The following is a 22,267-nucleotide window of genomic DNA, read 5'->3' as shown; positions in this document are numbered from 1 at the left end:
AAGGCTTTTCCGGCGGAAAACTCTGGTGTCATCTTCACTTCCGACACAAGTGGCACGGGCCGGGAAAACCCTGTAGAGTACATGTTTCGGCGTGCTCCACCAGTACACGGCGCGCCACCACTCAATAACAAACAAATGGAGCCTGGCCAATGAGCAATAAAGGGCAAACTCTGCAAGATCCGTTCCTGAACACCCTGCGCAAAGATCATGTGCCGGTGTCGATCTACCTGGTGAACGGCATCAAGCTTCAAGGGCAAATCGAATCTTTCGACCAGTACGTGGTGCTGCTGCGTAACACGGTCACGCAAATGGTCTACAAGCACGCCATTTCCACCGTTGTTCCCGCCCGCGCCGTGAATTTCCAGGTGGAAGTCCCTGCTGAGTAATCTCGCTCCTGAAGTACCTTTTATTGCCCGCCGGACGGTCGACGTCGGCGGGCATTTTCGCTTTGGCTCCAATATGGTGCATGTATGCGCGCACTGATTATCAGCGTGGATCTCGGTGATCCCGACTTCACGGCCCACGCCGAAGAATTCGCGATGCTGGCGAAGGGGGCGGGCGCCGAAATCGTCGGCACCCTGACTGCTCGCCGCGACCGTCCCGACGCCAAGTTCTTCATCGGTTCCGGCAAGGCCGACGAAGGCGTCGGTATGGCCCAGGCGCTGCTCGCCGATATCGTGCTGTTCGATCAGCCTCTGTCGCCCGCCCAGCAGCGCAACCTGGAGCGCCTGTTCAATCTGCGCGTGGTGGATCGCGTCGCGCTGATCCTCGATATCTTCGCGCTGCGCGCCAAGAGCCATGAAGGCAAGCTGCAGGTCGAACTGGCGCAATTGCAGCACTTGTCCACGCGCCTGACGCGCATGTGGAGCCACCTGGAACGTCAGCGCGGCGGCATCGGCATGCGCGGCCCCGGCGAATCCCAGCTCGAAATGGACCGCCGCATGATCGGCGCCAAGGTCAAGACGCTGCGCGAGCGCCTGGACCGGGTCGAACGCCAGCGGGTCACGCAACGGCGTGCCCGGGCGCGCGGCGGCGCCCTGTCGGTGTCATTGGTTGGCTACACCAACGCGGGCAAGTCGACCCTGTTCAATGCCTTGACCCGGGCCGACACCTACGCGGCGGACCAGCTTTTCGCCACGCTGGACACCACGACGCGCCGCATCTGGATCGAAGGGGCGGGCAACGTCGTTGTGTCGGATACCGTGGGTTTCATCCGCGACCTGCCTCACGACCTGATCGCCGCGTTCCGCGCCACGCTTGAAGAAACGGTGCACGCCGACCTGCTGCTGCACGTGGTCGACGCGGCCAGCCCGCAGCGCGACGAACAGATTTTCGAGGTCAATAAAGTCCTGGCTGAAATCGGCGCTGCCAACGTTCCGACCATTCTGGTATACAACAAGATCGACCGGGCCGGTTTGGAACCCCGAGTGGAGCGCGACGCCCATGGTACGATTGCGCGAGTATTTGTAAGCGCCACCGAGCGCGCCGGTCTGGACGCGTTGCGCGGGGCAATGGCGGAGACCGGACAGATTGTGGGAAACAATGCCTCGAATTATCAAACTCTTCAATCTGAATGACCCCGGTTGGGGTCGTGGAAACAACAATGGCTCCGAGCCGCCGCCCAAGCGGCCTCAAGGCAACGGAGACGGTCCCCCAGACCTCGATGAGGTCTGGCGCGATTTCAATAATCGCATCGGATCGTTATTCGGCCGTAAGGGCGGGGGCGGCAACAATCGCCCGGGCGGCAATCGGGGCGGCATGACGCCGCCTTCGCCGCGCGGCGCACGCATCGGACTGGGAGTGATCGCCCTGGTCGCGGTCGGCATCTGGGCGGCCAGTGGCTTCTATATCGTCCAGGAAGGCCAGGTCGCCGTCGTCACCCAGTTCGGCAAGTACAAGAGCACGTCGCAGGCCGGTTTCCAATGGCGCCTGCCGTATCCCATCCAAAGCCACGAAATGGTCAACGTGTCGCAACTGCGCACGTTCGAAGTCGGTTTCCGTGGCGGTTCGCGCAACAAGGTCCTGCCTGAAGCGCTGATGCTCACGACGGACGAGAACATCGTCGATATGCAGTTCGTCGTGCAGTATCGCCTGCGTGCGGATGGCGCACCCGACTACCTATTCATGACCCGCGACCCGGACGACTCCGTGCGCCAGGCGTCTGAAACCGCCATGCGCGAAGTGGTCGGCAAGCAGTCCATGGACTTCGTCCTGTACGAAGGCCGTACGACCGTGGCTTCGCAGGTCCAGACGCTGATGCAGCAGATTCTCGACCGCTACCAGACCGGTGTGCAGGTCAGCACGGTCGCCATCCAGAACGTGCAGCCGCCCGAACAGGTGCAAGCCGCGTTCGACGACGCCGTCAAGGCGGGCCAGGACCGCGAGCGCCAGATCAACGAAGGCCAGGCCTACGCCAATCAGGTCGTGCCGCTGGCCAGTGGTCAGGCCTCGCGCATGACCGAACAGGCCGAAGGCTACAAGGCCAAGGTCGTGGGCGATGCGCAAGGTAATACGTCGCGCTTCACCAGCATCCTGGGCGAATACGAGAAGTCGCCCGTCGTCATGCGCCAGCGCATGTACCTGGAGAGCATGCAGGACATCTTCACGCGCGCCAGCAAGGTCATGGTCGACACCAAGAGCAACAACAACATGCTGTATCTGCCCTTGGACAAGATCATGCATCTGGCGGCTCAGGACGCCAGCAAGTCCGCGGTAGGCAACCCCGGTTCGCCTGCATTGATCAGCCCGCCCGTCCAGCCGCCCCTGCGTGGCAGTGCGGTGCCGGTGCCCCAGCCTTCCGGCAGCAGCAATAGCAACGCGCTGCCCCGCGACCGTACGTCGCGCTAACCCGGAGGAGTCCTGATCATGCAACGTCTTATGCCTATCCTGGTCGGCCTGCTCATCGTGCTGGCCGCCCTTTCTTCCTGCGTGTTCGTGGTGCGCGAGCGCGACTACGCCCTGGTGTTCTCGCTGGGTGAAGTGCGCAAGGTCATCAATGAACCCGGCCTGTACTTCAAGGCGCCGCCTCCGTTCCAGAACGTGGTGACGCTGGACAAGCGCATTCTCACCATCGAAACCAACGAAGCCGAGCGTATCCAGACTTCCGAAAAGAAGAACCTGCTGATCGACTCGTACGTCAAGTGGCGCATCGCGGACCCCCGCCTGTACTACGTGACCTTCGGCGGTAACGAGCGTGCGGCGCAAGAGCGCCTGCAAGCCCAGATCCGCGATGCCTTGAACGCCTCGGTCAACGTGCGCACCGTGCGCGACGTGGTGTCGACCGAACGCGACAAGATCATGGCCGAAATCCTGACCAACGTCGCCAAACGCGCCGAGCCGTTGGGTGTGCAGATCGTCGACGTGCGCCTGCGTCGCATCGAGTTCGCACCCGAGATCTCGGAATCGGTGTACCGCCGTATGGAAGCGGAGCGTACGCGCGTCGCCAACGAACTGCGTTCCATCGGCGCGGCCGAGGGCGAGAAGATCCGCGCCGAAGCCGACCGCCAACGCGAAGTGATCGTGGCCCAGGCCTATGCCAAGGCCCAGGGCATCATGGGTGAGGGCGACGCCGCCGCCGCCGCGATCTATGCCCAGGCCTACGGCAAGAACCCGCAGTTCTACACGTACTACAAGAGCCTGGAAGCCTACCGCGCTTCGTTCTCGAAGCCGGGCGACGTGCTGGTGGTCGACCCCAGCTCCAGCTTCTTCCAGTTCATGAAGGACCCGGCGGGCCAGGCCCTGACGCCGGTCACCGTGCCCGCCGCGAAATAAGGCTTTACCGCCCGCGGCAGCGCATAAGCCCCTTGGTCAGCCAAGGGGCTTTTTTCTGCCGGATTGCGCAATAGGGGACGGCGTTACGCCCTGGATACCCCGGCTGGCGCTCACGGCTGAACCATGTACAATACCGCGTAAGCTAGAAAACATTCCGCAGCGGCTGAGCGGGCTTACGCCCCCTCAGCCGCTTTTTCGTTTGGGCGACGCCCACGCATCTCTAGGCGTTATTCAGGTAAACATTCATGGGTAACTGGTTGCTGCCCGAGAGCCTTGCCGACGTACTTCCGGCAGAGGCCCGGCGCATCGAGGAATTGCGCCGCGAACTTCTCGATCTGTACCGTACTTACGGCTTCGAGCTGGTCGCGCCGCCCCTGGTCGAGTACATCGATTCATTGCTGTCCGGTACCGGCAGCGATCTGGATCTGCGTACCTGCAAGCTGGTCGACCAGCTGTCGGGTCGCACGTTGGGCGTACGCGCCGACATGACTCCCCAGGTGACGCGCATCGACGCGCACTTGTTGAACCGCGCCGGCGTTACCCGCCTGTGCTATTGCGGCAACGTGTTGCATGCCCGCCCGGCGGACCTGCTGTCCAGCCGCGAGTTGCTGCAGATCGGTGCTGAAATCTACGGCCATGCCGGCTTTGAAGCCGACCTGGAAATCATCCAGCTGGTGCTGGAAACGGTCGCCATCGCCGGCGTGCGCAATCCCCGTCTGGACTTGTGCCATCCGGGCGTGCTGCGCGGCATCGTCGAATCGGATCCTGCTGCCGCGGCCGTGTCCCAGGACATCATCCGCCTGATGCGTGAAAAAGACGTGCCGGGCCTGGTCGAGCTGGCAGAGCGCAAGCCCGGCATGCGCGCCGAAACCCTCAAGGCGCTGCAACTGCTGCCCAAGCTGTATGGTGGTCCCGAGGTGCTCAAGCAGGCGCGCCGTGACCTGCCTTTGCTGCCGGATGTGGCTGCCGCGCTGGATGCGTTGCAGGTGCTGGTGGATGCCATGCCCAACGTGGCGTTCGGCATCGATCTGGCCGACGTCAACGGCTACGGCTACCACTCGGGCGTGAAGTTTGCGCTGTACGCCGAAGGCTGGCGCGATGCGCTGGTGTCTGGCGGCCGCTACGACGATGTCAGCCGGGCGTTCGGGCGTGCGCGTCCGGCCACCGGCTTCAGTCTTGATTTACGCAAACTGGCGGCAGGTTTGCCGCCAGCGGAACGGGCGCGTGCGGTTCGCGCGCCCTGGGGGCAAGCCCCCGCCCTGACCGAGGCGGTTCGCCGCCTGCGCCGGTCGGGTGAGATTGTCGTTCAGGTATTGCCCGGTCACGAGCAGGATCAGGACGAATTCGTTTGCGATCGCGAGCTGGCGCTGCAAGACGGCGCCTGGACGGTCAGAACGCTGTGACTAACTCCCTCTCGGTAACGAGGGGGCCGCGGGGAGATTTCCGGATTTCCCGAGAAACTCGATATTGATTCGTAACATGAGCAAGAACGTAGTCGTAATCGGCACCCAGTGGGGTGACGAGGGCAAGGGCAAGATCGTTGACTGGCTGGCGGAATCCGTCCAGGGCGTGGTCCGCTTCCAGGGTGGCCACAACGCTGGCCATACGCTGTGGATCAATGGCAAGAAGACGATTCTTCGCCTGATTCCGTCCGGCATCATGCATCCCGGCGTCACGTGCTTCATCGGCAACGGTGTCGTGCTGTCTCCGGAAGCCCTGCTCAAGGAAATCGAAGAGCTCGAGGCCGCCGGCCTGGATGTGCGCTCGCGCCTGCGCATTTCCGAGATCTGCCCGCTGATCCTGCCGTACCACGTGGCCGTCGACAAGGCGCGCGAAGCGCGCAAGGGCGAAGGCAAGATCGGCACGACCGGTCGCGGTATCGGCCCGGCCTATGAAGACAAGGTTGCTCGTCGCGCGCTGCGCGTGCAGGACCTGTTCAACCCCGCTTTGTTCGACGAAAAGCTCGCCGAAGTGCTGGATTACCACAACTTCGTGCTGACCCAGTACCTGGGCGCCGAAGCCGTCTCGGCCAACGAAGTGCGCGATCAAGCCATGGCCCTGGCCCCGGCGATCGCCCCGATGGTCGCGGACGTTTCCAGCACGCTGTTCGCCATGCAACAGGAAGGCAAGCGCCTGCTGTTCGAAGGCGCGCAAGGCGCATTGCTCGACGTCGACCACGGCACCTACCCCTTCGTCACCAGCAGCAACTGCGTTGCTGGCGCCGCTTCGGCGGGCGCGGGTGTGGGTCCCCAGTCGCTGGACTACGTCCTGGGCATCACCAAGGCCTACACGACACGCGTCGGTTCGGGCCCATTCCCCACGGAACTGGTCGACGAAATCGGTACCCGCCTGGCCACCATCGGCAAGGAATTCGGTTCGGTCACCGGCCGTCCGCGTCGTTGCGGTTGGTTTGATGGCGCCGCCCTGAAGCGTTCGGTGCGCCTGAACGGCATCACCGGCCTGTGCATCACCAAGCTGGACGTGCTGGACGGTCTGGAAACCATCCAGCTGGGCGTCGGCTACCGCGTCAATGGCGAGTTCCGCGACGTGCTGCCCTACGGCGCCCACGCCGTGGCTCAGGCGCAACCGGTGCTGGAAGAGCTGCCTGGCTGGAGCGAATCGACCGTCGGCATCACCGAATACGACAAGCTGCCTGAAGCCGCTCGTCGCTATCTCGAGCGCGTGGCCGAAGTCTGCGGCGTGCCGATCGACCTGGTGTCCACCGGCCCCGACCGCAACGAAACCATTGTGCTGCGTCACCCCCTGAAGGGCTGACATCGGGTTATTATTCCCAAGGCCGCCGCCGGTCTCATACCGGCGGCGGCCTTTTCGTATTTTCACGCAGGAGATCCTTGCCTATGAGCGCGCCGACCAATGACGATAGCCATCTGTGGGTGACGTGGGACGACTACAACCGCTTGATCGAGCGCCTTGCCTTGCAGGTGCATCAGTCCGGTTGGGAGTTCGACAAGATTTTGTGCCTGGCGCGCGGCGGTATGCGTGTCGGCGACGTTATGTCCCGTATTTTTGATGTGCCGTTGGGCATTCTGGCGACCAGCAGCTACCGCGAAGCGGCCGGCACCAAGCAGGGCGACATGGATATCGCGCAGTTCATCACCATCACGCGTGGCACCTTGTCCGGGCGGGTGTTGCTGGTGGACGACATGGTCGATACCGGCAAGACGTTCATGAAGGTGTACGACCACCTGAAGAGTCAGTTCGCCGACATCACCGAATTGCGCAGCGCCGTGCTGTGGTGGAAGGGGCATTCCCAGGCGCAGCCCGACTATTACGTCGACAAGCTGCCCACCAATCCCTGGATTCACCAGCCGTTCGAAGACTACGACAGCCTGCGCCCGCATCAGCTTGAGGCCTGGATCCGCAAAGGGTCGAAGGGTTGAAGTGTTTCAGGGGACGGAATGCCTGGCAATGTATGGCGCCAGACCGTTCCCCTGGTAGTCAAAACGGCCGTGACCATGCTAGAATCGCTGGTTATCGCTAAACCGAACTTGGCTTGTTACTCTTTGGGTAGTCTTTGGGTAACGGAAACAGCCAGCCAAAGTTAGCGCTGCAAGGCGTCTGGGGGCAGGGTTTGTCCCTGCCGGAATCCACACGAAACCATGCAGCGCTGCTGGCAAGCAAGCCAGGTTTGTCATCAACTTTTGTTACCCTACAAGCAGGCCAATCACTTTATGCCTATCGTTCGACTGAAGGAAAACGAACCGTTTGAAGCCGCTCTGCGCCGCTTCAAGCGCACCATCGAAAAGACCGGTTTGCTCACCGAGCTGCGTTCGCGCGAGTTCTACGAGAAGCCCACGGCCGAGCGCAAGCGCAAGCATGCCGCCGCTGTGAAGCGCCACTACAAGCGCATCCGTAGCCAACAACTGCCCCCGCGCCTGTATTGATCTTTGATTCCAGAATCTATTGATTCCAGAATCATTCATCCAGGAACTACTCGCCCGGGTCGACGTCGTCGACGTAGTCGGGCGGTATGTGCAGTTGCGAAAGGGTGGGGCCAACTTGCTTGGCCTATGCCCCTTTCATAACGAAAAAAGCCCATCGTTCACTGTCAGCCCCACCAAGCAGTTTTATCACTGCTTCGGTTGCGGAGCGCATGGCAGCGCCATCACCTTCCTGATGGAACACACGGGCGCCAGTTTCCCCGAAGCCGTGCGTACGCTCTCGGCTTCGGCGGGAATGACGGTCCCCGAAGAAAATCGCAGCCCCCGCCAACAGCAGGAAACCGCGCGCCGCAAGGCCGAGGAATCCCGCCATACGCAGGTGCTGGACGCCGCACAGGCCCACTATCTGAAACAGTTGCGCGCATCGCCGGCGGCGATCCGCTATCTGAAACAGCGTGGCCTGACCGGCGAGATTGCCGCGCATTTCGGCTTGGGCTGGTCGGGCACCGATCGGCACGGGCTGTCGCAAGTCTTTCCCAATTACGACGACCCCACCCTGGTGGAGTCAGGACTCGTCATCGAATCCGAAGACGGCCGCCGCTACGATCGCTTCCGCGAACGGGTCATGTTCCCGATCCGCAATGCGCGCGGCAGCCTGATCGGTTTCGGCGGCCGCATCATCGGCAAAGGCGAGCCCAAGTATCTGAATTCGCCCGAAACCCCGCTGTTCTCCAAGGGCCAGGAGCTATACGGCCTGTGGGAAGCCCGCCAGGCGATTCGCCAGGAAGGGCAGATCATCGTGGTCGAAGGCTACATGGACGTGGTGGGCCTGGCGCAGCAGGGCATTGCCAACGCGGTGGCCACGCTGGGCACGGCCACCACGCCGGATCACGTCAAGAAGCTGCTGCGTTCCAGCGACAAGGTCATCTTCAGCTTTGATGGCGACGGCGCGGGCCGGCGTGCCGCGTGGCGCGCCCTGCAGGCTTGCCTGCCGGTGTTGCGCGACGATATCGCCATCCGATTCCTGTTCCTGCCGACCGAGCACGACCCGGATTCGTACGTCCGCGAGCTGGGGCCCGAGGCCTTCCGTGCGTGCCTGGGCGAGGCGGTGGCGCTGTCGCGCTTCCTGCTCGACGAATTGGCATCGCGGCACAACATGGACGAGGCCGAGGGTCGCGCGAGTTGCCTGCATGAAGCCAAGCCCTTGTTGGCGGCTATCCCCGAGTGTGCGTTGCGCGTGCAGATCGAACGCGAGATGGCCAAGCTGGTGCAACTGACGCCGGAAGAAATGGCGCAGGTGCTGGCGCAGCAGCCGGCCAAGCCTTTCGGTGCGCCGGCCAAACCCGCGGCGGGCGAGGCCCACCCGGCCGCGCCCCAGCACGATGGTGGCCATCCGGATGCAGGCTACGATTTTGGCGGGCACGATTTTCACGACATCCCCGCCGACGACGGCGAATACGTCGATGTCGGCCAGTTTTCATCGCCGGGCGGTGAGCCGGGCGGCGGGGGCAATTGGGGCGGCGGTTCCGGCAAGCAAGACTGGAAAAGCAAGGGTGACTGGAAAGGTAAGGGCGACTGGAAGGGCAAGGGCGACTGGAAAGGCGGCAAAGGCAATTGGAAGCGTCGCGACGATGTCGGTGGCTTCGAGGGCCGTCGCACCATGCCGTCGCTGGCCAAGCGCTTGCTGGGACTGCTGCTTGCTCACCCTGAGCTGGTGGACTCCATGGGAGACCAGCAGCTTGAAGTCATCGACCATGGCCCCCATCTAGGATTGGTAAGGGACTTGATCATGCTGGCGCAATCCAGCGGCGCCCGCCATGTGGGCGCCCTGTTGGAGGCGGCAGACCCGGATTCGGACCTGGCGACCGTGCTGAAGGGGCTGCGCGCCGACATCCTGTCGCAAGAGGATCTGCCTGATCCGCAGACCGAGTGGGATGACGCCCTGCGCAGGATCGAATTCGATTGGGCCAAGGCCGAAATGGCGAAATTGGCGGCCACGGGTTTGACGACCGACGAGCAGCGCAAGCGCTATCTGGAGCTGTCTGGCCGTATGGCGGTACTGAAAGGTGCCGGTGTGCGGTAAATGCGGTAAAATCAAGGGTTTTCCGCAGCGAACAGGCGTTGGTAGCAGATTTTGCAGTACTGAATATCAGCTGAATCTGTGGGTGGCCTAGAGCAGTAGCTCGAGGGCAGGGAAAAGAGAACAGGAAAAAATACGGCGAGCGGAATCTATTTCCTCTGCCGGAATCTAATAGTTAATCAGTTTGACGGGCAGGCAGGCTGAAGTATCCGCCAGTAGGTATTTGCCAGCAGTAATGGTAATGGCAGTAGTGTCGCCAGTGGCATCGCCAGTAGTTCGGGCGAGAGACCCGGACCAGTACCGGATGATCGGGAAAGTCCCAGGGCGACGCAGCGGAAAAAAAGCGGACGTGCGCGTCAAATTTGTTACATAGTTAATTACTATAGCTGAGCGGTGAATTACGCAGTTCGGCGACGGGTATCTCCGTGTAGCGTTTGTGGTTTGGGTGCTGTGTCTATCTAGCTGCCAAGGGCAATGACCCGTTAGCAAGCACAGCCTATTTATAGGCAGACAGCCCCCCCAACGCCCGGGTTCCGCCGCCGGATGAGGCCATGCACGTCAGGCGCCCAGCCGGTATTGCACCGGAACGGCGCCAAGCGGGCTCGCAAGAGCTGGCGCTGCGAACAACGCAGCCGCAGGGCCTCAGCCGATTCACCAGTTTTACCCGTATTGACGCCGCAAAGGGCCTTTGCCCGGAGGCGGCGTTGTACGGTGCAACATGCCCAAACGGGTTGCGACGACCACGGAAGCGACTATGACCAAATCCACCGGCAAATCCTCCTCTGCAATTGATGCGACCGACACGCAGGCCACGACGGCCAAGCGTGTCGTCAGCATGGCGGCGGAAAAAGCGCCCGCCAAGACGGCGGTGAAGGTCGCCAAGCCTGCAGCCAAGACGGCCGCCAAGAAGGCGGCGGCGAAGACGGCAGCGGCAGACAAGCCCGAGAAGGTGACCAAGGCTCGCGCCAAGAAGGCCGAAGACAAGCTCGCCGACCTGGTCGGCAGCGCGCGTCCGGTCCCTAGCGGCCGCCGTCCGGGCCGCCCCGCCAAGAACGCGAACAACGATTCCGACGGTTTCGATGACGCGATGGACGGCGAAGGCGAAGTGTTGCCTGACCTGAAGCCGCCCAAGCGCGGTGGCAAGCGCGGCAAGGCAGATCCCAAGGATCTGATCGCCCGCGGCCCCGTCACGCCCGAAGAATACGAAGCCCGCCGCAACCGCCTGAAGCAGCTGATCAAGCTGGGCAAGGATCGCGGCTACCTGACCTACGGCGAAATCAACGACCATCTGCCCGACGACCTCGTCGACGCGGAAGCCATCGACGGCATCATCAGCACCTTCAGCGACATGGGCATCGCGGTCTATGACCAGGCGCCCGATGCCGAAACGCTGCTGATGAGCGAAAACGCACCGGTCGCGTCCAACGACGATGACGTCGAAGACGAAGCCGAAGCCGCCCTGACCACCGTGGACTCCGATTTCGGCCGCACCACGGACCCCGTCCGCATGTACATGCGTGAAATGGGTTCGGTGGAACTGCTGACCCGCGAAGGCGAAATCGAAATCGCCAAGCGCATCGAAGACGGCCTGAAGCACATGGTCATGGCCATCTCGGCCTGCCCGACCACCATCAACGAAATCCTGGCGCACATCCTGCGCGTTCGTGATGGTCAAGCGCAAATCGACGAAGTGGTCGACGGCCTGGTGGATCCGGAAGACGGCGAAGAATACGCCGGCGCCGGTGTCACCGCCGACGAAGACGAAAGCGACGACGGCCCCGCCGGTGGCATGTCCAGCAAGCAGCTGGAAGACCTGCGCGTGAAGGCCTTGGCCAAGTTCGACGAGGTCAGCAAGCAGTTCGACAAGATGCGCCTGTCGTACGAGAAGGACGGCTACAAGTCGGACGTCTACGTGCGCGCCCAGGAATCGATCCAGAACGAACTGATGGGCATCCGCTTTACCGCCAAGATGGTGGAAAAGCTGGCCGACACGCTGCGTAACCAGGTCGAAGAAGTGCGCCAGCTTGAACGCGCCGTCCTGCACACGTGTGTGGACCGTGCCGGCATGCCGCGCACGCACTTCATCAAGGTGTTCCCGGGCAACGAAACCAATCTGCAGTGGGTCGTGGACGAAGTGGCCGCCGGCCACCCGTACGCCGAAACGCTCGAGCGCCAGATCCCCGCCGTCCAGGAACTGCAGCAAAAGCTGATCGACCTGCAAACGCGCGTCGTGCTGCCGCTCAAGGACCTGAAGGACGTCAACAAGCGCATGGCCACCGGCGAAGCTAAGGCTCGCAAGGCCAAGCGCGAAATGACCGAGGCCAACCTGCGTCTGGTGATCTCGATCGCCAAGAAGTACACGAACCGCGGCCTGCAGTTTCTGGACCTGATCCAGGAAGGCAACATCGGCCTGATGAAGGCGGTGGACAAGTTCGAGTACCGCCGTGGCTACAAGTTCTCGACGTATGCGACGTGGTGGATTCGCCAGGCGATCACCCGTTCCATCGCCGACCAGGCACGCACCATCCGTATTCCGGTCCACATGATCGAAACGATCAACAAGATGAACCGGATCAGCCGTCAGATTCTGCAGGAAACCGGCGCCGAGCCGGATCCCGCGACCCTGGCGCAGAAGATGGACATGCCCGAGGACAAGATCCGCAAGATCCTGAAGATCGCCAAGGAACCGATCTCGATGGAAACGCCGATCGGCGACGACGACGATTCGCATCTGGGCGACTTCATCGAAGACACTTCGACGCTGGCGCCTTCCGATGCCGCGCTGCATGGTTCCATGCGCGACGTGGTCAAGGAAGTGCTAGACTCTCTGACCCCGCGGGAAGCCAAGGTTCTGCGCATGCGTTTCGGTATCGAAATGAGCACCGACCAGACTCTGGAAGAAGTGGGCAAGCAGTTCGACGTCACGCGTGAGCGCATCCGCCAAATAGAGGCTAAAGCGCTGCGCAAGCTGCGTCACCCGAGCCGGGCCGACAAGCTGAAGAGCTTCCTGGAAGGGCAGTAAGTTTCCTGGGCCTCTAGCTCATGCCTGGTTAGAGCAGCGGACTCATAATCCGTTGGTGCCGAGTTCGACTCTCGGGGGGCCTACCAAAGAAAGTCGCGGGTCTCGGAGCAATCCGAGGCCCGTTTTCTTTTGCGTGGGGAATTTCTTGCCAATTTCGCCAAGCGCTTGTTTGATCGACTCGGTAGCCAAGTGGCTATAACGCTTGGTGCTGGCTGCAGACTTGTGGTCCAGGACAGTGCCGACCCTGTATTGAAGACACCCTATTCCTGGCAGTCTGCTTGCTGGGAGTGAATGATTCGCCCGTAGGAAAGGTCCACTTCCTGTGGCTTGGTGGCAGTCCCCATGGCGAAGCTCATCTTCCTGGAAATCTTTAGCCCCAGGTCCGGGTCATTCGTCCATTGACCGGCTTGATCGTTGTAGAGCATCACAACGGTTCGGTGCCTGCCTTGATGGGGTCGAAGTATTCGCCCTTAAAGGCTAGATGCAAGTCAGCCATGAGAATGCCTATTGGTTGAGTTTCTAGAATTCTCTGTTCCGTTGGTGGGATATTTGGCAGAATCAAAGCCCGGCCTTAATTCCACGCGGAAGCCCATGAGCAAACTCAGAGTTGCCTTGAGCAAAGTACTTCGAGTCGCGCGAAGGCACTGGCGCCCCTTCGCGCTGGGCGTCCTGATAGTGCTCACCGCTTCCACGGTATGTACTTTGTATGTTGTTGGTTCTGATCGAGCGGAACGAGCTGCGCTATTTATAGGCGGTACCCTCATCGGCATGCTGTGCATTGCCATGTGGGTGTGTAAACGCTGACGGCTATTCATTCTCGCCCTCCACCTTTGGTGGGGTGGGTGCCGTGCTCCGTTGGCGGATGGACAGCGCACGGCCAGCGCAGGGACCCATCACCAGTGGGGCAAGAGCAGACCGGAGCGGCCTTGTCCGCCTGGGGCAGACAATCCGCAAACTCGGGGGCTGCCAAAGAAATCCTGCGAAATCAGGTACCGACAGCCGCCAGTCATGGCGGCAGTTTTATTTTGGGCATCGGCTACGATCAACGACTTCTTCCCGCCCGCTATCTACGCAAGGTAATGCATGTCTCATTCGGTGTATCGATCCGGCAACCGGCTGACGTTCTTCATCGTGCTGATCGCGTTGGCGGTATTGGTGGCGCTGACTCGAATTGACTGGCTGATGGTGGGGCTGGGGCCGTACTTCCCGGCGTATTGGGCCGCTGTCCTGGTCTGGCTTGTCTGCGCGGGACTTGTCATTCGCAGGCAGCGACGCTGGTGGGTGCTGGCCACGGCCGTGGTGGTGCTGTATCCGGCGGCTCGGGTGGCGGGCTTTCTGTACGAATGTTCGCAGAAGGCGTGCGTTTTCTGAGGGGTTTGATTTCGGCCTGATGGTGCATTTCAGGCGCTTGGTCTGCGACTGAGCGCACGCACCCTGCCTGTGTCTATCAAAGCGTTATTTTGTCTGTTCAAGAATTAAAAAGTTACAAAAACAGCAAAGAACTTAACAAAGCTTAAACAAATACTCCAACTTGGGCCCGGGCGCGCGCCTATATTTCTGGCTGATTGCTGAATTTAACAAAAATGGCGTTTCAGTCGATTTCGAAAGGGTTGCGGCCTTTCGAGACAGACAGCACGAACGCAGTTTACCAAGCGCGCCCACCCATGTTGTTGCGATTTCCTCGGTTCGTCTGCGGCCTTTGCCGCAGCGCATTGCTATCAATTGCCATGCGACGGGGGACGGGGCGGGCGCTGCTGTCGTTGTCTCGGCCGGCTTATGCCGGCCGCTTGTCTTTGTACCCGTAGGTCCCCCATGCAAATCCTGCACACCCTTTCGGGCCCCAATCTGGGCGGAATGGAGTTTCGCGTCCTGGATCAGGCGCGCTGGCTTCGCGAGCATGGCCATGCCGTGGCGATCGCCGCGCCGCCGGCCAGCGAGACGCTGAGGCTGGCTCGTAGTTGGGGGCTGGCGACGATCGGCATGGATTTCCGTTCACCGTATTCGTGGTCAGGCGCCATGCAGCTGCGCCAGATCGTGAAGGACCTGCGCATCCAGGTCATCGATGCCCATGGCACGCCCGATGCCAAGGCCAGCGCGCTGTGCCGGGATCTGTGCTCGTTGGTCAGGACCTGGCATTTCTCCCGTCCGTTGCGCACGTCGTGGCGCCGCAGGCTGGAGTGGCGCCTGGGGTGCCACCGTGTGATCACCACCAGCGAAGGCGGAGCGCAGGATATCGTCACGGCGGGCTTTGCGGGACGTGAGCGCATCAGCGTCGTGGGAGAGTGGGCCGAGCACGGTTTTTTCTCCGACACCGACAAACGGGCCGTACGCCAGGCAATGCGCAAGGAGCTGGCCCTGGATCCCGCCGCGTTCGTCGTGACGACCATCGGCATGCTGCGTCCCGATAAACGCCAGGAGGATCTGCTGCGGGTCGTGAACGTGTTACGACAGCGCGGCATTCCGGCTCACGCGTTGGTGGTGGGCATGCCTACGGGAGCGACGGCGTCATATGGGCAACAACTGCGAGACCTGGTCGTTGAACTGGGGATGGGTGACTATGTGACCTTCGCCGGGCATCGCGAAGACGTGGCCAATGTCTTGCATACGGCTGACGCAATACTGGTGCCGTCCGTGAACGAGGCTTGGTCGCGGGTCGTGCCGGAAGCGTATGCGTCGCGATGCCCTGTCGTGGCCAGCGCGGTGGGCGGCTTGCCCGAGATCGTGTATCCCGGCGAGACCGGCTGGCTGGCGCCGGCGGGCGACGTGGTGGGCTTTGCGGATCATCTGGCCTGGATCTGGGCGAATCCGGGGCCGGCAGCCCAGATTGCCGAGCAGGCTCGCCGCTATGCCGACCGGCATTTCATGCTGCCTCAGAAAATGGCGGAAACGCTGGGCGCGTATCAGGTTGCGATGGAGCACGCCAAGCTGGCGCGAAACGTCGAAGCGGTCGTCTGACACCGAATCGATTTCATAGCGGCTTGTGCAAAGACGACAAGGCCGGCTTGCCGATGATTCGGCAGCCGGCCTTGTTGCGTTGTGGCTCAGGGATGCTGGCGGTGCACCATGCGGCCAAAGCAGCGCATCACGGCCGAGACGGTGGTGGCTTCGCGCCAGTATTTGCGGCGCATGGTGCGCAGGGGCAGCCACCAGGGTTTGACGATGATGTTGGCGGCCCAGGCCGGGCGCCAGCGTGGCATGTTGCGGGGACGATCAACGATGGTGACGGTAGGCAGGCCGCAGCATGAGGCCAGGTGGCCGATGCCGGAGTCGGTGCCGATGAACCAGCCGGATTCATAGATTTCCGCGGCGACGCCTTCGATGGAGGGCGCCTGGACGTGCCCGGCATGCGCGGGCTCGAGCAGCGGCAACCAATATTCGCGTTCGGACGGGGCCAGCACGAACACCGGTTCGTAACCCATGGCGCGCAGGCGCTTGGCGACGATGACGTACTTGCCGGGCGTCCAGCAGCGTTCCGCCTCGCTGGAGGTCGGATGCAGGATCACCCGCTTGGGGTGGTTGCGGCCCTTGAGCCGGGCAGGGGCCTTCAGCCCGTTGTCGTCGCTCCAGCGGGTCAGGCCGAAGGCGTCGAAAGAGAATCTGCGGAACTCATCCAGGATACCGTTGGGCGAGCTGTGTCTGCGCGGCGTCGGTTGGGCCTGGCCCCACGCCTTGGTACTGAGAAAGCGCTTGCAGACGCGGCCGAGACCATCGAACGGGCTGTCCGGGTCCATTTGCACGATGGTGTCGTAGCCCGCCAGGTCGTTGATGTCCGACGGCAGGGGCTGGATGTCGAAATCGGGAAACCATTCCCTCAGGGCATAGCCGTGCACACCATAGACGGAGATGGCCCGACCTGCCTTGCGCAGGTTGTTGGCGATAGTCATCTGGTACAGCGAATCGCCCAGCCGGTTCGACAGCACCAGGGCCGTTTTTTCGGCCGGGAGGGGATGAGCGTGGCTCACGGCAAATCTTCCAATTTTTCGATGACCCGGAGGATAACCGATCACAGGCCATGCCCGAACAGGCGTGCGCGTCCCGGCGCTGTCAGCAACGCGTTGGCTGGCCGGGAGTACGATTCAGGCATGCCTGCACCCTCTTCGCAACGCGCCCTGCTCTGGGTGGTCGCCGCCTGCTTTTTCATGCAGACGCTGGACACCACCATCGTCAATACTGCCTTGCCCGCCATGGCGCGCAGCCTGGGCGAAGACGTGTTGGCGCTCAAGCCTGTGGTCGTGGCGTACACGCTGACGATGGCCATGCTGACGCCGGCATCGGGTTGGCTGGCGGATCGCTACGGCACGCGCCGCGTCTATCTGGCGGCGATCCTGGTGTTTGCGGTGGGGTCCGTGTTTTGCGGCCTGGCGCAGAGCCTGACGCAACTGACGATCGCCCGCGTGGTGCAGGGCGTCGGGGGATCGATGTTGTTGCCCATCGGACGCCTGGCGGTGCTGCGGCGGGTGCCGGGCGATCAGTACATCTCGGCCCTGGCGTTCGTGTCCATCGCGGGGCAGGTCGGGCCGATCTTCGGGCCGACGCTGGGTGGGCTGCTGGTGCAGGTGGCCAGCTGGCACTGGATTTTCATGATCAATGTGCCGATCGGCCTGGCGGGCCTGTTCGCCGTGCGTCGCTATCTGCCGGAGGACGCGTTGGCCGATGTCGCGCCGTTCGATGTGCTGGGCTGCGGTTTGCTGTCGTTGTGCATGGTGGCGTTTTCGTTGGCGCTGGACCTGCCTGCCGGTGAGGGGCGGGCGGCCTGGTCGGCCGGGCTGTTCGCGCTGAGCGCACTGACGGTGGCGCTGTATGTGGCGCACGCTCGGCGGCGCGACAACCCGCTGTTTCAACTGCGCCTGTTTCGTGAACCCAATTTCAGCGTGGGCCTGATCGGCAACCTGGTGTGCCGCATCGGCAGCAGCGCCGTGCCCTTCCTGTTGCCGCTGCTGCTGCAGTTGCAGTTGGGCTATACGCCGCTGCAGTCCGGCCTGATGATGCTGCCGGCCGCGATTGCCGGCACGGTGTCCAAGCCCTGGATCGCGCCGCTGGTGCGGCGGTTCGGCTACGACACGTTCCTGCTCGCCAACACGCTGCTCGTGGGGGCGTCCATCATGTCGTTCGCGGCTATCTCGCAGGGCTGGCCCATGGCGCTGCAAGTGGCGCAATTGGCCTTGTTCGGCGCGGCCAACTCGATGCAGTTCGCGGCCATGAACAGCGTCACCCTCAAGGGGCTGAGCACGCGCGACGCGGGCAGCGGCAACAGCCTGTTTTCGATGGTGCAGATGCTGGCCATTGGCCTGGGCGTGACGATCGGCGGCGGCCTGGTGGGCCTGTTTTCCGGGCCGGGCAATGCCGCGTTGGGCTGGGCGTTCACGCTGACTTTCCTGTGCGTGGGCGCGATCACGTTGTTGTCGGCCCTGGTGTTCAGGCGCCTGGATGCCGACAGCCTGAACGGCTCCACGGGCGGTCGCGCCGCAGCCGGCTGACGGCTGCCCGCGATGGCGCCGCGGGGAATTCACCGCAGGGCAACCCATCCGGGCCGCATCAGCCAGCGACGCATGGGGGCCGAGTAATAGCGGGCCACCAGGCCGCCCAGCATGGCGGCCAGCAGGATCGCCAGCACACTGGCTGCCGTCAGCGCGCCCGCGCGCCACCAGGTCGACACGGCGCCACCGGAATTGCGGCATGAAGCGGCCGCCAGGAGCAGCACCGGAAACATGTGCGTCAGGTATATCTCGTAGCTGTTGTGGCCGATCCAGCGCAGCGCGGCCATCGCGGGGTTGTGCCGCGGCGGGTGGGCGGTACGCAGGCTCCAGCCGATCAGCAGGCAGGCCACGCCGATTTCCAGCAGCGTGACGTTCAATCCCAAGGCGGTCAGGCCCAGCCAGGACGTCGCCTTCCTGAGCAAGAACACCAGCGCGAACAAGGCCGCGCCCGTGAGCAGCAGACCGCGGCGGTAAGAGTGGCGAGCGCGGTTCAGGCGTGCCGCGGCCAGCGCGGCCAGGCAACCGATGGCGATGCCGTCCATGCCCGAGAGATACGAGTGATCGGCCCAGATCTCGTTCTGGGTGAAGGCGACGCGGGCAAACGGACCGAGCGCCACGAACAGGAGCAGCGTCAGCCGCAGCGCACGCGGCCCCACCGCCAGGGACACGAGGCAAAGCAGCGGAAAGGCCAGGTAGAAGGCTTCCTCGATGGAGAGCGACCACAGCACGTTCCAGGCTGCGGGCAGATAGCCGACCTGGGCCTCTAGCCAATTCAGGTGCAGCGTCACTGCGGCCGCGGTGGCGCGTGCCACGGAAGTGTCTTCGATCACGAAGCCGGGCATCTGCGCCCAATGCAGGCCCGCCAGCACCAGCAGCAGCAACAGCAGGCAGGGATAGATGCGGGCGAACCGGCGCCACAGAAAAGGCGCCCACGGCACGGCGGCCAGGCTGCCCCAGCGTGCCAGGCAAGTGCGTGTGATCAAAAAGCCCGAGATGACGAAGAAAATGATGACGCCGTAGTAACCGCTGCGAAAGACGATGTTGAACAGCGGCGCGGGCAACACTTTGCCCAGCAGGCTTTGCTCTTGCGGAATGTGGATCTGCACGTGCAGCAGCACGACGCACAGGATGGCGAGGCCGCGCAAGGCATCGATGGCGGGGTTGCGGGATTCGCCCGGCTCGGGGCGTTTGGCCCTGGGCATTGGGGCGTAGGCGGGCATGAGTCGGTCTGTCCAGGGGAAAACCGCCATGCTAGCCACGGCCCTGTCAGGGAATTGGGCGACTGTGTATAGATTTTGTAATGCCGCGGCAGGCGCTGGAGCCCGTTTGCGGGCCTTCGAAATGGAAGAGCGCCTCAGCTCGAGATGAGTCTGAGGCGCTCCTGCCCGGCTTCGCACGCGATGGGTGTCAGACAGCCCGGCAAGTCCAATCTACTGCTGCCCCTATGCTCGGACAATAGGGAAAACCCCAGTGAAATTAGGGGGTTACAACATTTTTTCCGGTGCGGCCCAAGGCGGGCGGCTTGCGCGGCGAGTTCGTCAAGAGCTTCGCGCCGCATTTGTCCGCCTCGGCATCCGCGAATTGTTGGCCCCTGCGGCCAAGCCGACACTGAGACCCTCATTCACAGCGAGCAGAGGTTGAAAATGTTGGCATTTCGCAGGCGACAGACAGGGCAGGGCATGACCGAATACATCGTGGTCGTGGCCCTGGTGGCGGTGGCGGCTATCGCCGTGTACCAGTACTTCGGACAGGTCGTGCGGTCGCAGACCGCGGCAATGGCGCGCGAGCTGGCCGGCGAAGACGGCACCAAGCAGTCGGGCGATGCGCAGAAGGCCGCGCAAAAGGCCGCTGCGCAGACCAAGGCGCGGTCGCTCAAGTACTTCACCGGCAACGCCGCGGCCGACAAGTGAACGCCCGGCTCGAGCGCGTTGCGCCATTCGCCTCACAGCAAGGCCAGGTATTGGTGCTGGGCATGCTGCTGGCGGCCACGGTATCGGTGTCGCTGGTCATGCTCTACAACCTGGGGCGCACGGTGGAATCGCGCTCGAGCCTGACCCACGCCGCGGATGCGGCAGCCTATAGCGGTGCGCTGGAACAGGCACGCCAGTTGAATTTTTTGGCCTACGTCAACCGTACCCAGATCGCCCACCAGGTGGCGATGGCGCATCTGGTCACCCTGGGGGCTGGGGCGCAGTACCTGCGCACGCTGGCGGGCCAGCGCAACCGCAACAACCCGCCCATGGCGCTGATATCCATGCTGTTCGGCCCCGATGCCGGGCTGGCCTACGCGATGGCTCGGGGTCAACCTGGCGCAGAGGCCGATCTGGCGCGCGCCTATGCTGAGCACGACCGCATTGTGCACCGGGTGCTGGACGCCGGCGCGGCCGCGGCGGTGAAGCATTTGCCGGCATCGCGTGACCGGCTCATGCGCGCTGTCCTGCACGACAACTACGCCGATGCGGCCGGCAGCTTTGGTCTGTCTTCGTCGGCGCGGGCTGAGCCCGTCATCCGGCTGCTGAGCGACGGTTGGCCGGGTTTCGTTGCGCGCCACTCCGCCACGCGGCAAGGCGGCCTGCGTCCTGCGGTGGAGCAGGCGGCAGGGCGCTTCGGCTTCCTGGATCGCCGCAACCAGACGCGCCGCAATCCCTGGCCGGTCAGCATGTATTGCCCGATCTTGCGGCATGAACTGCGGCGGCGCGGATCGACCTGGCTGGGGCCGGACGGCCGATGGGGGGCGCTGGACACGCAGTCGTTTCATGCCTTGCGGTCCAACCGGTGGGTCGGGTGTTATTACCGGGAATACGCCATGGGCTGGGGCACGGCCCAAGGCCAAAAATCCAGGCCGCCGCCTGATCTTGATTACGTGGAATCGCCACCCGAGGATTTTTCCGCACAGGATTTCTGGCGCTGGGTGGAACTGTCCACGAACTGGAACATCTTCGATGGCGCAACCAATCCCATGGCCAATTCCTATGCCATGGCGCAGGTGCAGCGCTGGCCTGGCCTGGGGCTGCCGGGGTATCGCGAGGTCGCATTGAGTCGCCGCGAGGCGCCCTTGCGCTTTGCCGTGGCGGTCAGCCTGGCAGGGCGTGCGTTGCCCACCACTGACGCCGCCAGTACGGTCGCTGCGCCTGTCGGCCGGTTTCGTCATGCCGCTTTGGGCGGGAGCGGAAGGCTGACGGTCACCAGTGCCGCCGAAACCTATTTCGCGCGTCCGCAGGCCCGGGGCGACGGGCGTGGCGAATGGGCCACGCTGTTCCGTCCGTACTGGCTGGCACGGCTGTCGGCCGTCACCCCGGCCGAGGCCCTGGCGGCCAAGGGGGCGCCATGATGCCCGCCTATCTTCGTCAGCGCGGCCAGGCTCTGGTTGAGGCGCTGCTCATGTTGCCGCTGCTGACGATGGCCTTCCTGGCCGTGGCGTGGGTGGGCAAGTTGCAGTTCGCCGCACAGGAAATGGCGCAGGCCAGCCGCCGGGCGGTGATGGCGTCCGCGGCCGGGGCGCCCCTGGCACGCCCGATTGGGGCAGGAGCACAGGCGGGCCGCTCGCAATCGATGCCGGGCGCCGCTGCGTCCGGCAATGCCGGTCTGCAAGTGGAATGGTTCGGGGCGGACCTGCAACTGTTGGCTGTCACGGCCGGAACGGCGTTGTCCGGCTCGGCGCTTTGGGATGCGGTGCGCATCGCGCGCCGCACCAGTGTTGCCGCGGGGGCGGGATACGCGCATGGCGATGACGACGCGCAGCGTCGCATCGGGGCCGCCCCGACGGCCTGGAGGCAAGCGGCCGATCGTTCGTTGCCCTTGGCGCGCAGCATCGGGGGCAGGGTGGGGCGCGTGGATTCGCCCTGGGGCCGGCCTGCGATCACCACGGATTGGCTGTCGCCCTGGGCGGATCTGGTTCCCGCCGATCGCCTGGGCAAGCGCGGCAGGATGACGCCATGAACGCGCCTTCCCTGACGCGATGCGGTCGGCGTGCCGGCCCAATGGCCGGGGGCTGCACCCGGCGTCCATGGCGTGT

The 22,267-nt window shown here is 63.4% G+C and carries 17 protein-coding genes, 1 tRNA gene and 1 pseudogene; 17 read left to right on the top strand and 2 right to left on the bottom strand.

The window, feature by feature from the left end:
• Positions 1-149 precede the first annotated feature (149 nt).
• From hfq to AC3WMR_RS18885, 13 genes and pseudogenes are all read left to right on the top strand, one after another.
• Complete coding sequence (gene hfq, locus AC3WMR_RS18945; RefSeq protein WP_006218585.1) at positions 150-386, top strand: RNA chaperone Hfq; 237 nt, start codon at positions 150-152, stop codon at positions 384-386.
• A gap of 81 nt (positions 387-467) precedes the next feature.
• Positions 468-1,577 (top strand): annotated as a pseudogene (gene hflX, locus AC3WMR_RS18940) (GTPase HflX); the annotation flags it as partial.
• The gene (gene hflK, locus AC3WMR_RS18935) at positions 1,543-2,847 is read left to right on the top strand and encodes an FtsH protease activity modulator HflK (RefSeq protein WP_492266365.1); all 1,305 of its coding nucleotides are present in this window, start codon (positions 1,543-1,545) and stop codon (positions 2,845-2,847) included. The pseudogene hflX and the gene hflK, both read left to right, overlap by 35 nt.
• Before the next feature lie 18 nt (positions 2,848-2,865).
• Positions 2,866-3,771 carry a protease modulator HflC gene (gene hflC, locus AC3WMR_RS18930; RefSeq protein ID WP_492266366.1) on the top strand — a complete coding sequence of 302 codons (906 nt, stop codon included), beginning with the start codon at positions 2,866-2,868 and terminating at the stop codon, positions 3,769-3,771.
• A 245-nt stretch (positions 3,772-4,016) separates the two neighbouring features.
• Positions 4,017-5,174, top strand: a complete 1,158-nt coding sequence (locus tag AC3WMR_RS18925; RefSeq protein WP_492266367.1) for an ATP phosphoribosyltransferase regulatory subunit — start codon at positions 4,017-4,019, stop codon at positions 5,172-5,174.
• A gap of 76 nt (positions 5,175-5,250) precedes the next feature.
• Positions 5,251-6,546, top strand: a complete 1,296-nt coding sequence (locus AC3WMR_RS18920; protein ID WP_029953375.1) for an adenylosuccinate synthase — start codon at positions 5,251-5,253, stop codon at positions 6,544-6,546.
• Between the two features lie 83 nt (positions 6,547-6,629).
• On the top strand, positions 6,630-7,172 hold the full coding sequence (locus tag AC3WMR_RS18915; RefSeq protein WP_025135229.1) for a phosphoribosyltransferase: 543 nt from the start codon (positions 6,630-6,632) through the stop codon (positions 7,170-7,172).
• A 291-nt stretch (positions 7,173-7,463) separates the two neighbouring features.
• Positions 7,464-7,676 carry a 30S ribosomal protein S21 gene (gene rpsU / locus AC3WMR_RS18910; protein WP_006218592.1) on the top strand — a complete coding sequence of 71 codons (213 nt, stop codon included), beginning with the start codon at positions 7,464-7,466 and terminating at the stop codon, positions 7,674-7,676.
• Positions 7,677-7,695: 19 nt separating this feature from the next.
• Positions 7,696-9,756, top strand: coding sequence for a DNA primase (dnaG, locus tag AC3WMR_RS18905; RefSeq protein ID WP_492266368.1), 2,061 nt, complete (start codon positions 7,696-7,698; stop codon positions 9,754-9,756).
• 751 nt (positions 9,757-10,507) lie between these two features.
• On the top strand, positions 10,508-12,775 hold the full coding sequence (rpoD, locus tag AC3WMR_RS18900) for an RNA polymerase sigma factor RpoD (RefSeq protein ID WP_025135231.1): 2,268 nt from the start codon (positions 10,508-10,510) through the stop codon (positions 12,773-12,775).
• A 7-nt stretch (positions 12,776-12,782) separates the two neighbouring features.
• A tRNA-Ile gene (locus tag AC3WMR_RS18895) sits at positions 12,783-12,861 on the top strand.
• A gap of 997 nt (positions 12,862-13,858) precedes the next feature.
• Complete coding sequence (locus tag AC3WMR_RS18890) at positions 13,859-14,146, top strand: hypothetical protein (RefSeq protein WP_492266369.1); 288 nt, start codon at positions 13,859-13,861, stop codon at positions 14,144-14,146.
• Between the two features lie 441 nt (positions 14,147-14,587).
• A complete protein-coding gene (locus AC3WMR_RS18885) occupies positions 14,588-15,730 on the top strand; it encodes a glycosyltransferase family 4 protein (protein ID WP_492266370.1) in 1,143 nt (380 codons plus the stop codon).
• An 86-nt stretch (positions 15,731-15,816) separates the two neighbouring features.
• Here the strand turns inward: AC3WMR_RS18885 and AC3WMR_RS18880 are convergent, their stop codons facing one another.
• Positions 15,817-16,737 carry a glycosyltransferase family 9 protein gene (locus AC3WMR_RS18880; RefSeq protein ID WP_492266371.1) on the bottom strand — a complete coding sequence of 307 codons (921 nt, stop codon included), beginning with the start codon at positions 16,735-16,737 and terminating at the stop codon, positions 15,817-15,819.
• Positions 16,738-16,857: 120 nt separating this feature from the next.
• Between AC3WMR_RS18880 and mdtD the strand changes: the two genes are divergently transcribed.
• Positions 16,858-18,252, top strand: coding sequence for a multidrug transporter subunit MdtD (mdtD, locus tag AC3WMR_RS18875; protein WP_492266372.1), 1,395 nt, complete (start codon positions 16,858-16,860; stop codon positions 18,250-18,252).
• A 29-nt stretch (positions 18,253-18,281) separates the two neighbouring features.
• Here mdtD and AC3WMR_RS18870 read toward each other — a convergent pair whose 3' ends face one another.
• Positions 18,282-19,472 (bottom strand): acyltransferase family protein, encoded by a 1,191-nt coding sequence (locus AC3WMR_RS18870; RefSeq protein ID WP_492266373.1) that lies wholly within the window; start codon positions 19,470-19,472, stop codon positions 18,282-18,284.
• Positions 19,473-19,895: 423 nt separating this feature from the next.
• Between AC3WMR_RS18870 and AC3WMR_RS18865 the strand changes: the two genes are divergently transcribed.
• The 3 genes from AC3WMR_RS18865 to AC3WMR_RS18855 are packed head-to-tail and all read left to right on the top strand — an operon-like array spanning position 19,896 to position 22,191.
• Entirely contained in the window at positions 19,896-20,162 is a 267-nt protein-coding gene (locus AC3WMR_RS18865) for a hypothetical protein (RefSeq protein ID WP_492266374.1), read from the top strand.
• Positions 20,159-21,583: a hypothetical protein gene (locus tag AC3WMR_RS18860; protein ID WP_492266375.1), complete on the top strand. Its 1,425-nt coding sequence runs from the start codon at positions 20,159-20,161 to the stop codon at positions 21,581-21,583. Before AC3WMR_RS18865 ends, AC3WMR_RS18860 begins: the two co-directional genes overlap by 4 nt.
• Positions 21,580-22,191 carry a pilus assembly protein gene (locus tag AC3WMR_RS18855; protein WP_492266376.1) on the top strand — a complete coding sequence of 204 codons (612 nt, stop codon included), beginning with the start codon at positions 21,580-21,582 and terminating at the stop codon, positions 22,189-22,191. The genes AC3WMR_RS18860 and AC3WMR_RS18855 overlap by 4 nt, the downstream gene beginning before the upstream one ends.
• Positions 22,192-22,267 lie beyond the last annotated feature (76 nt).

Source organism: Achromobacter sp. FW305-C-28 (assembly GCF_058783235.1).
This window is presented reverse-complemented; position numbering and strand designations above follow the sequence as displayed.

What these genes read in the sequence shown, in the direction of transcription:
- hflK (WP_492266365.1), top strand. Translation starts at nt 1,543, where the DNA reads ATGCCTCGAATTATCAAACTCTTCAATCTGAATGACCCCGGTTGGGGT.
- AC3WMR_RS18915 (WP_025135229.1), top strand. Translation starts at nt 6,630, where the DNA reads ATGAGCGCGCCGACCAATGACGATAGCCATCTGTGGGTGACGTGGGAC.
- mdtD (WP_492266372.1), top strand. Translation starts at nt 16,858, where the DNA reads ATGCCTGCACCCTCTTCGCAACGCGCCCTGCTCTGGGTGGTCGCCGCC.
- AC3WMR_RS18855 (WP_492266376.1), top strand. Translation starts at nt 21,580, where the DNA reads ATGATGCCCGCCTATCTTCGTCAGCGCGGCCAGGCTCTGGTTGAGGCG.
- AC3WMR_RS18870 (WP_492266373.1), bottom strand. Translation starts at nt 19,472, where the DNA reads ATGCCCGCCTACGCCCCAATGCCCAGGGCCAAACGCCCCGAGCCGGGC.
- rpoD (WP_025135231.1), top strand. Translation starts at nt 10,508, where the DNA reads ATGACCAAATCCACCGGCAAATCCTCCTCTGCAATTGATGCGACCGAC.
- AC3WMR_RS18865 (WP_492266374.1), top strand. Translation starts at nt 19,896, where the DNA reads ATGTTGGCATTTCGCAGGCGACAGACAGGGCAGGGCATGACCGAATAC.
- hflC (WP_492266366.1), top strand. Translation starts at nt 2,866, where the DNA reads ATGCAACGTCTTATGCCTATCCTGGTCGGCCTGCTCATCGTGCTGGCC.
- rpsU (WP_006218592.1), top strand. Translation starts at nt 7,464, where the DNA reads ATGCCTATCGTTCGACTGAAGGAAAACGAACCGTTTGAAGCCGCTCTG.
- hfq (WP_006218585.1), top strand. Translation starts at nt 150, where the DNA reads ATGAGCAATAAAGGGCAAACTCTGCAAGATCCGTTCCTGAACACCCTG.
- AC3WMR_RS18920 (WP_029953375.1), top strand. Translation starts at nt 5,251, where the DNA reads ATGAGCAAGAACGTAGTCGTAATCGGCACCCAGTGGGGTGACGAGGGC.
- AC3WMR_RS18885 (WP_492266370.1), top strand. Translation starts at nt 14,588, where the DNA reads ATGCAAATCCTGCACACCCTTTCGGGCCCCAATCTGGGCGGAATGGAG.
- AC3WMR_RS18925 (WP_492266367.1), top strand. Translation starts at nt 4,017, where the DNA reads ATGGGTAACTGGTTGCTGCCCGAGAGCCTTGCCGACGTACTTCCGGCA.
- AC3WMR_RS18890 (WP_492266369.1), top strand. Translation starts at nt 13,859, where the DNA reads ATGTCTCATTCGGTGTATCGATCCGGCAACCGGCTGACGTTCTTCATC.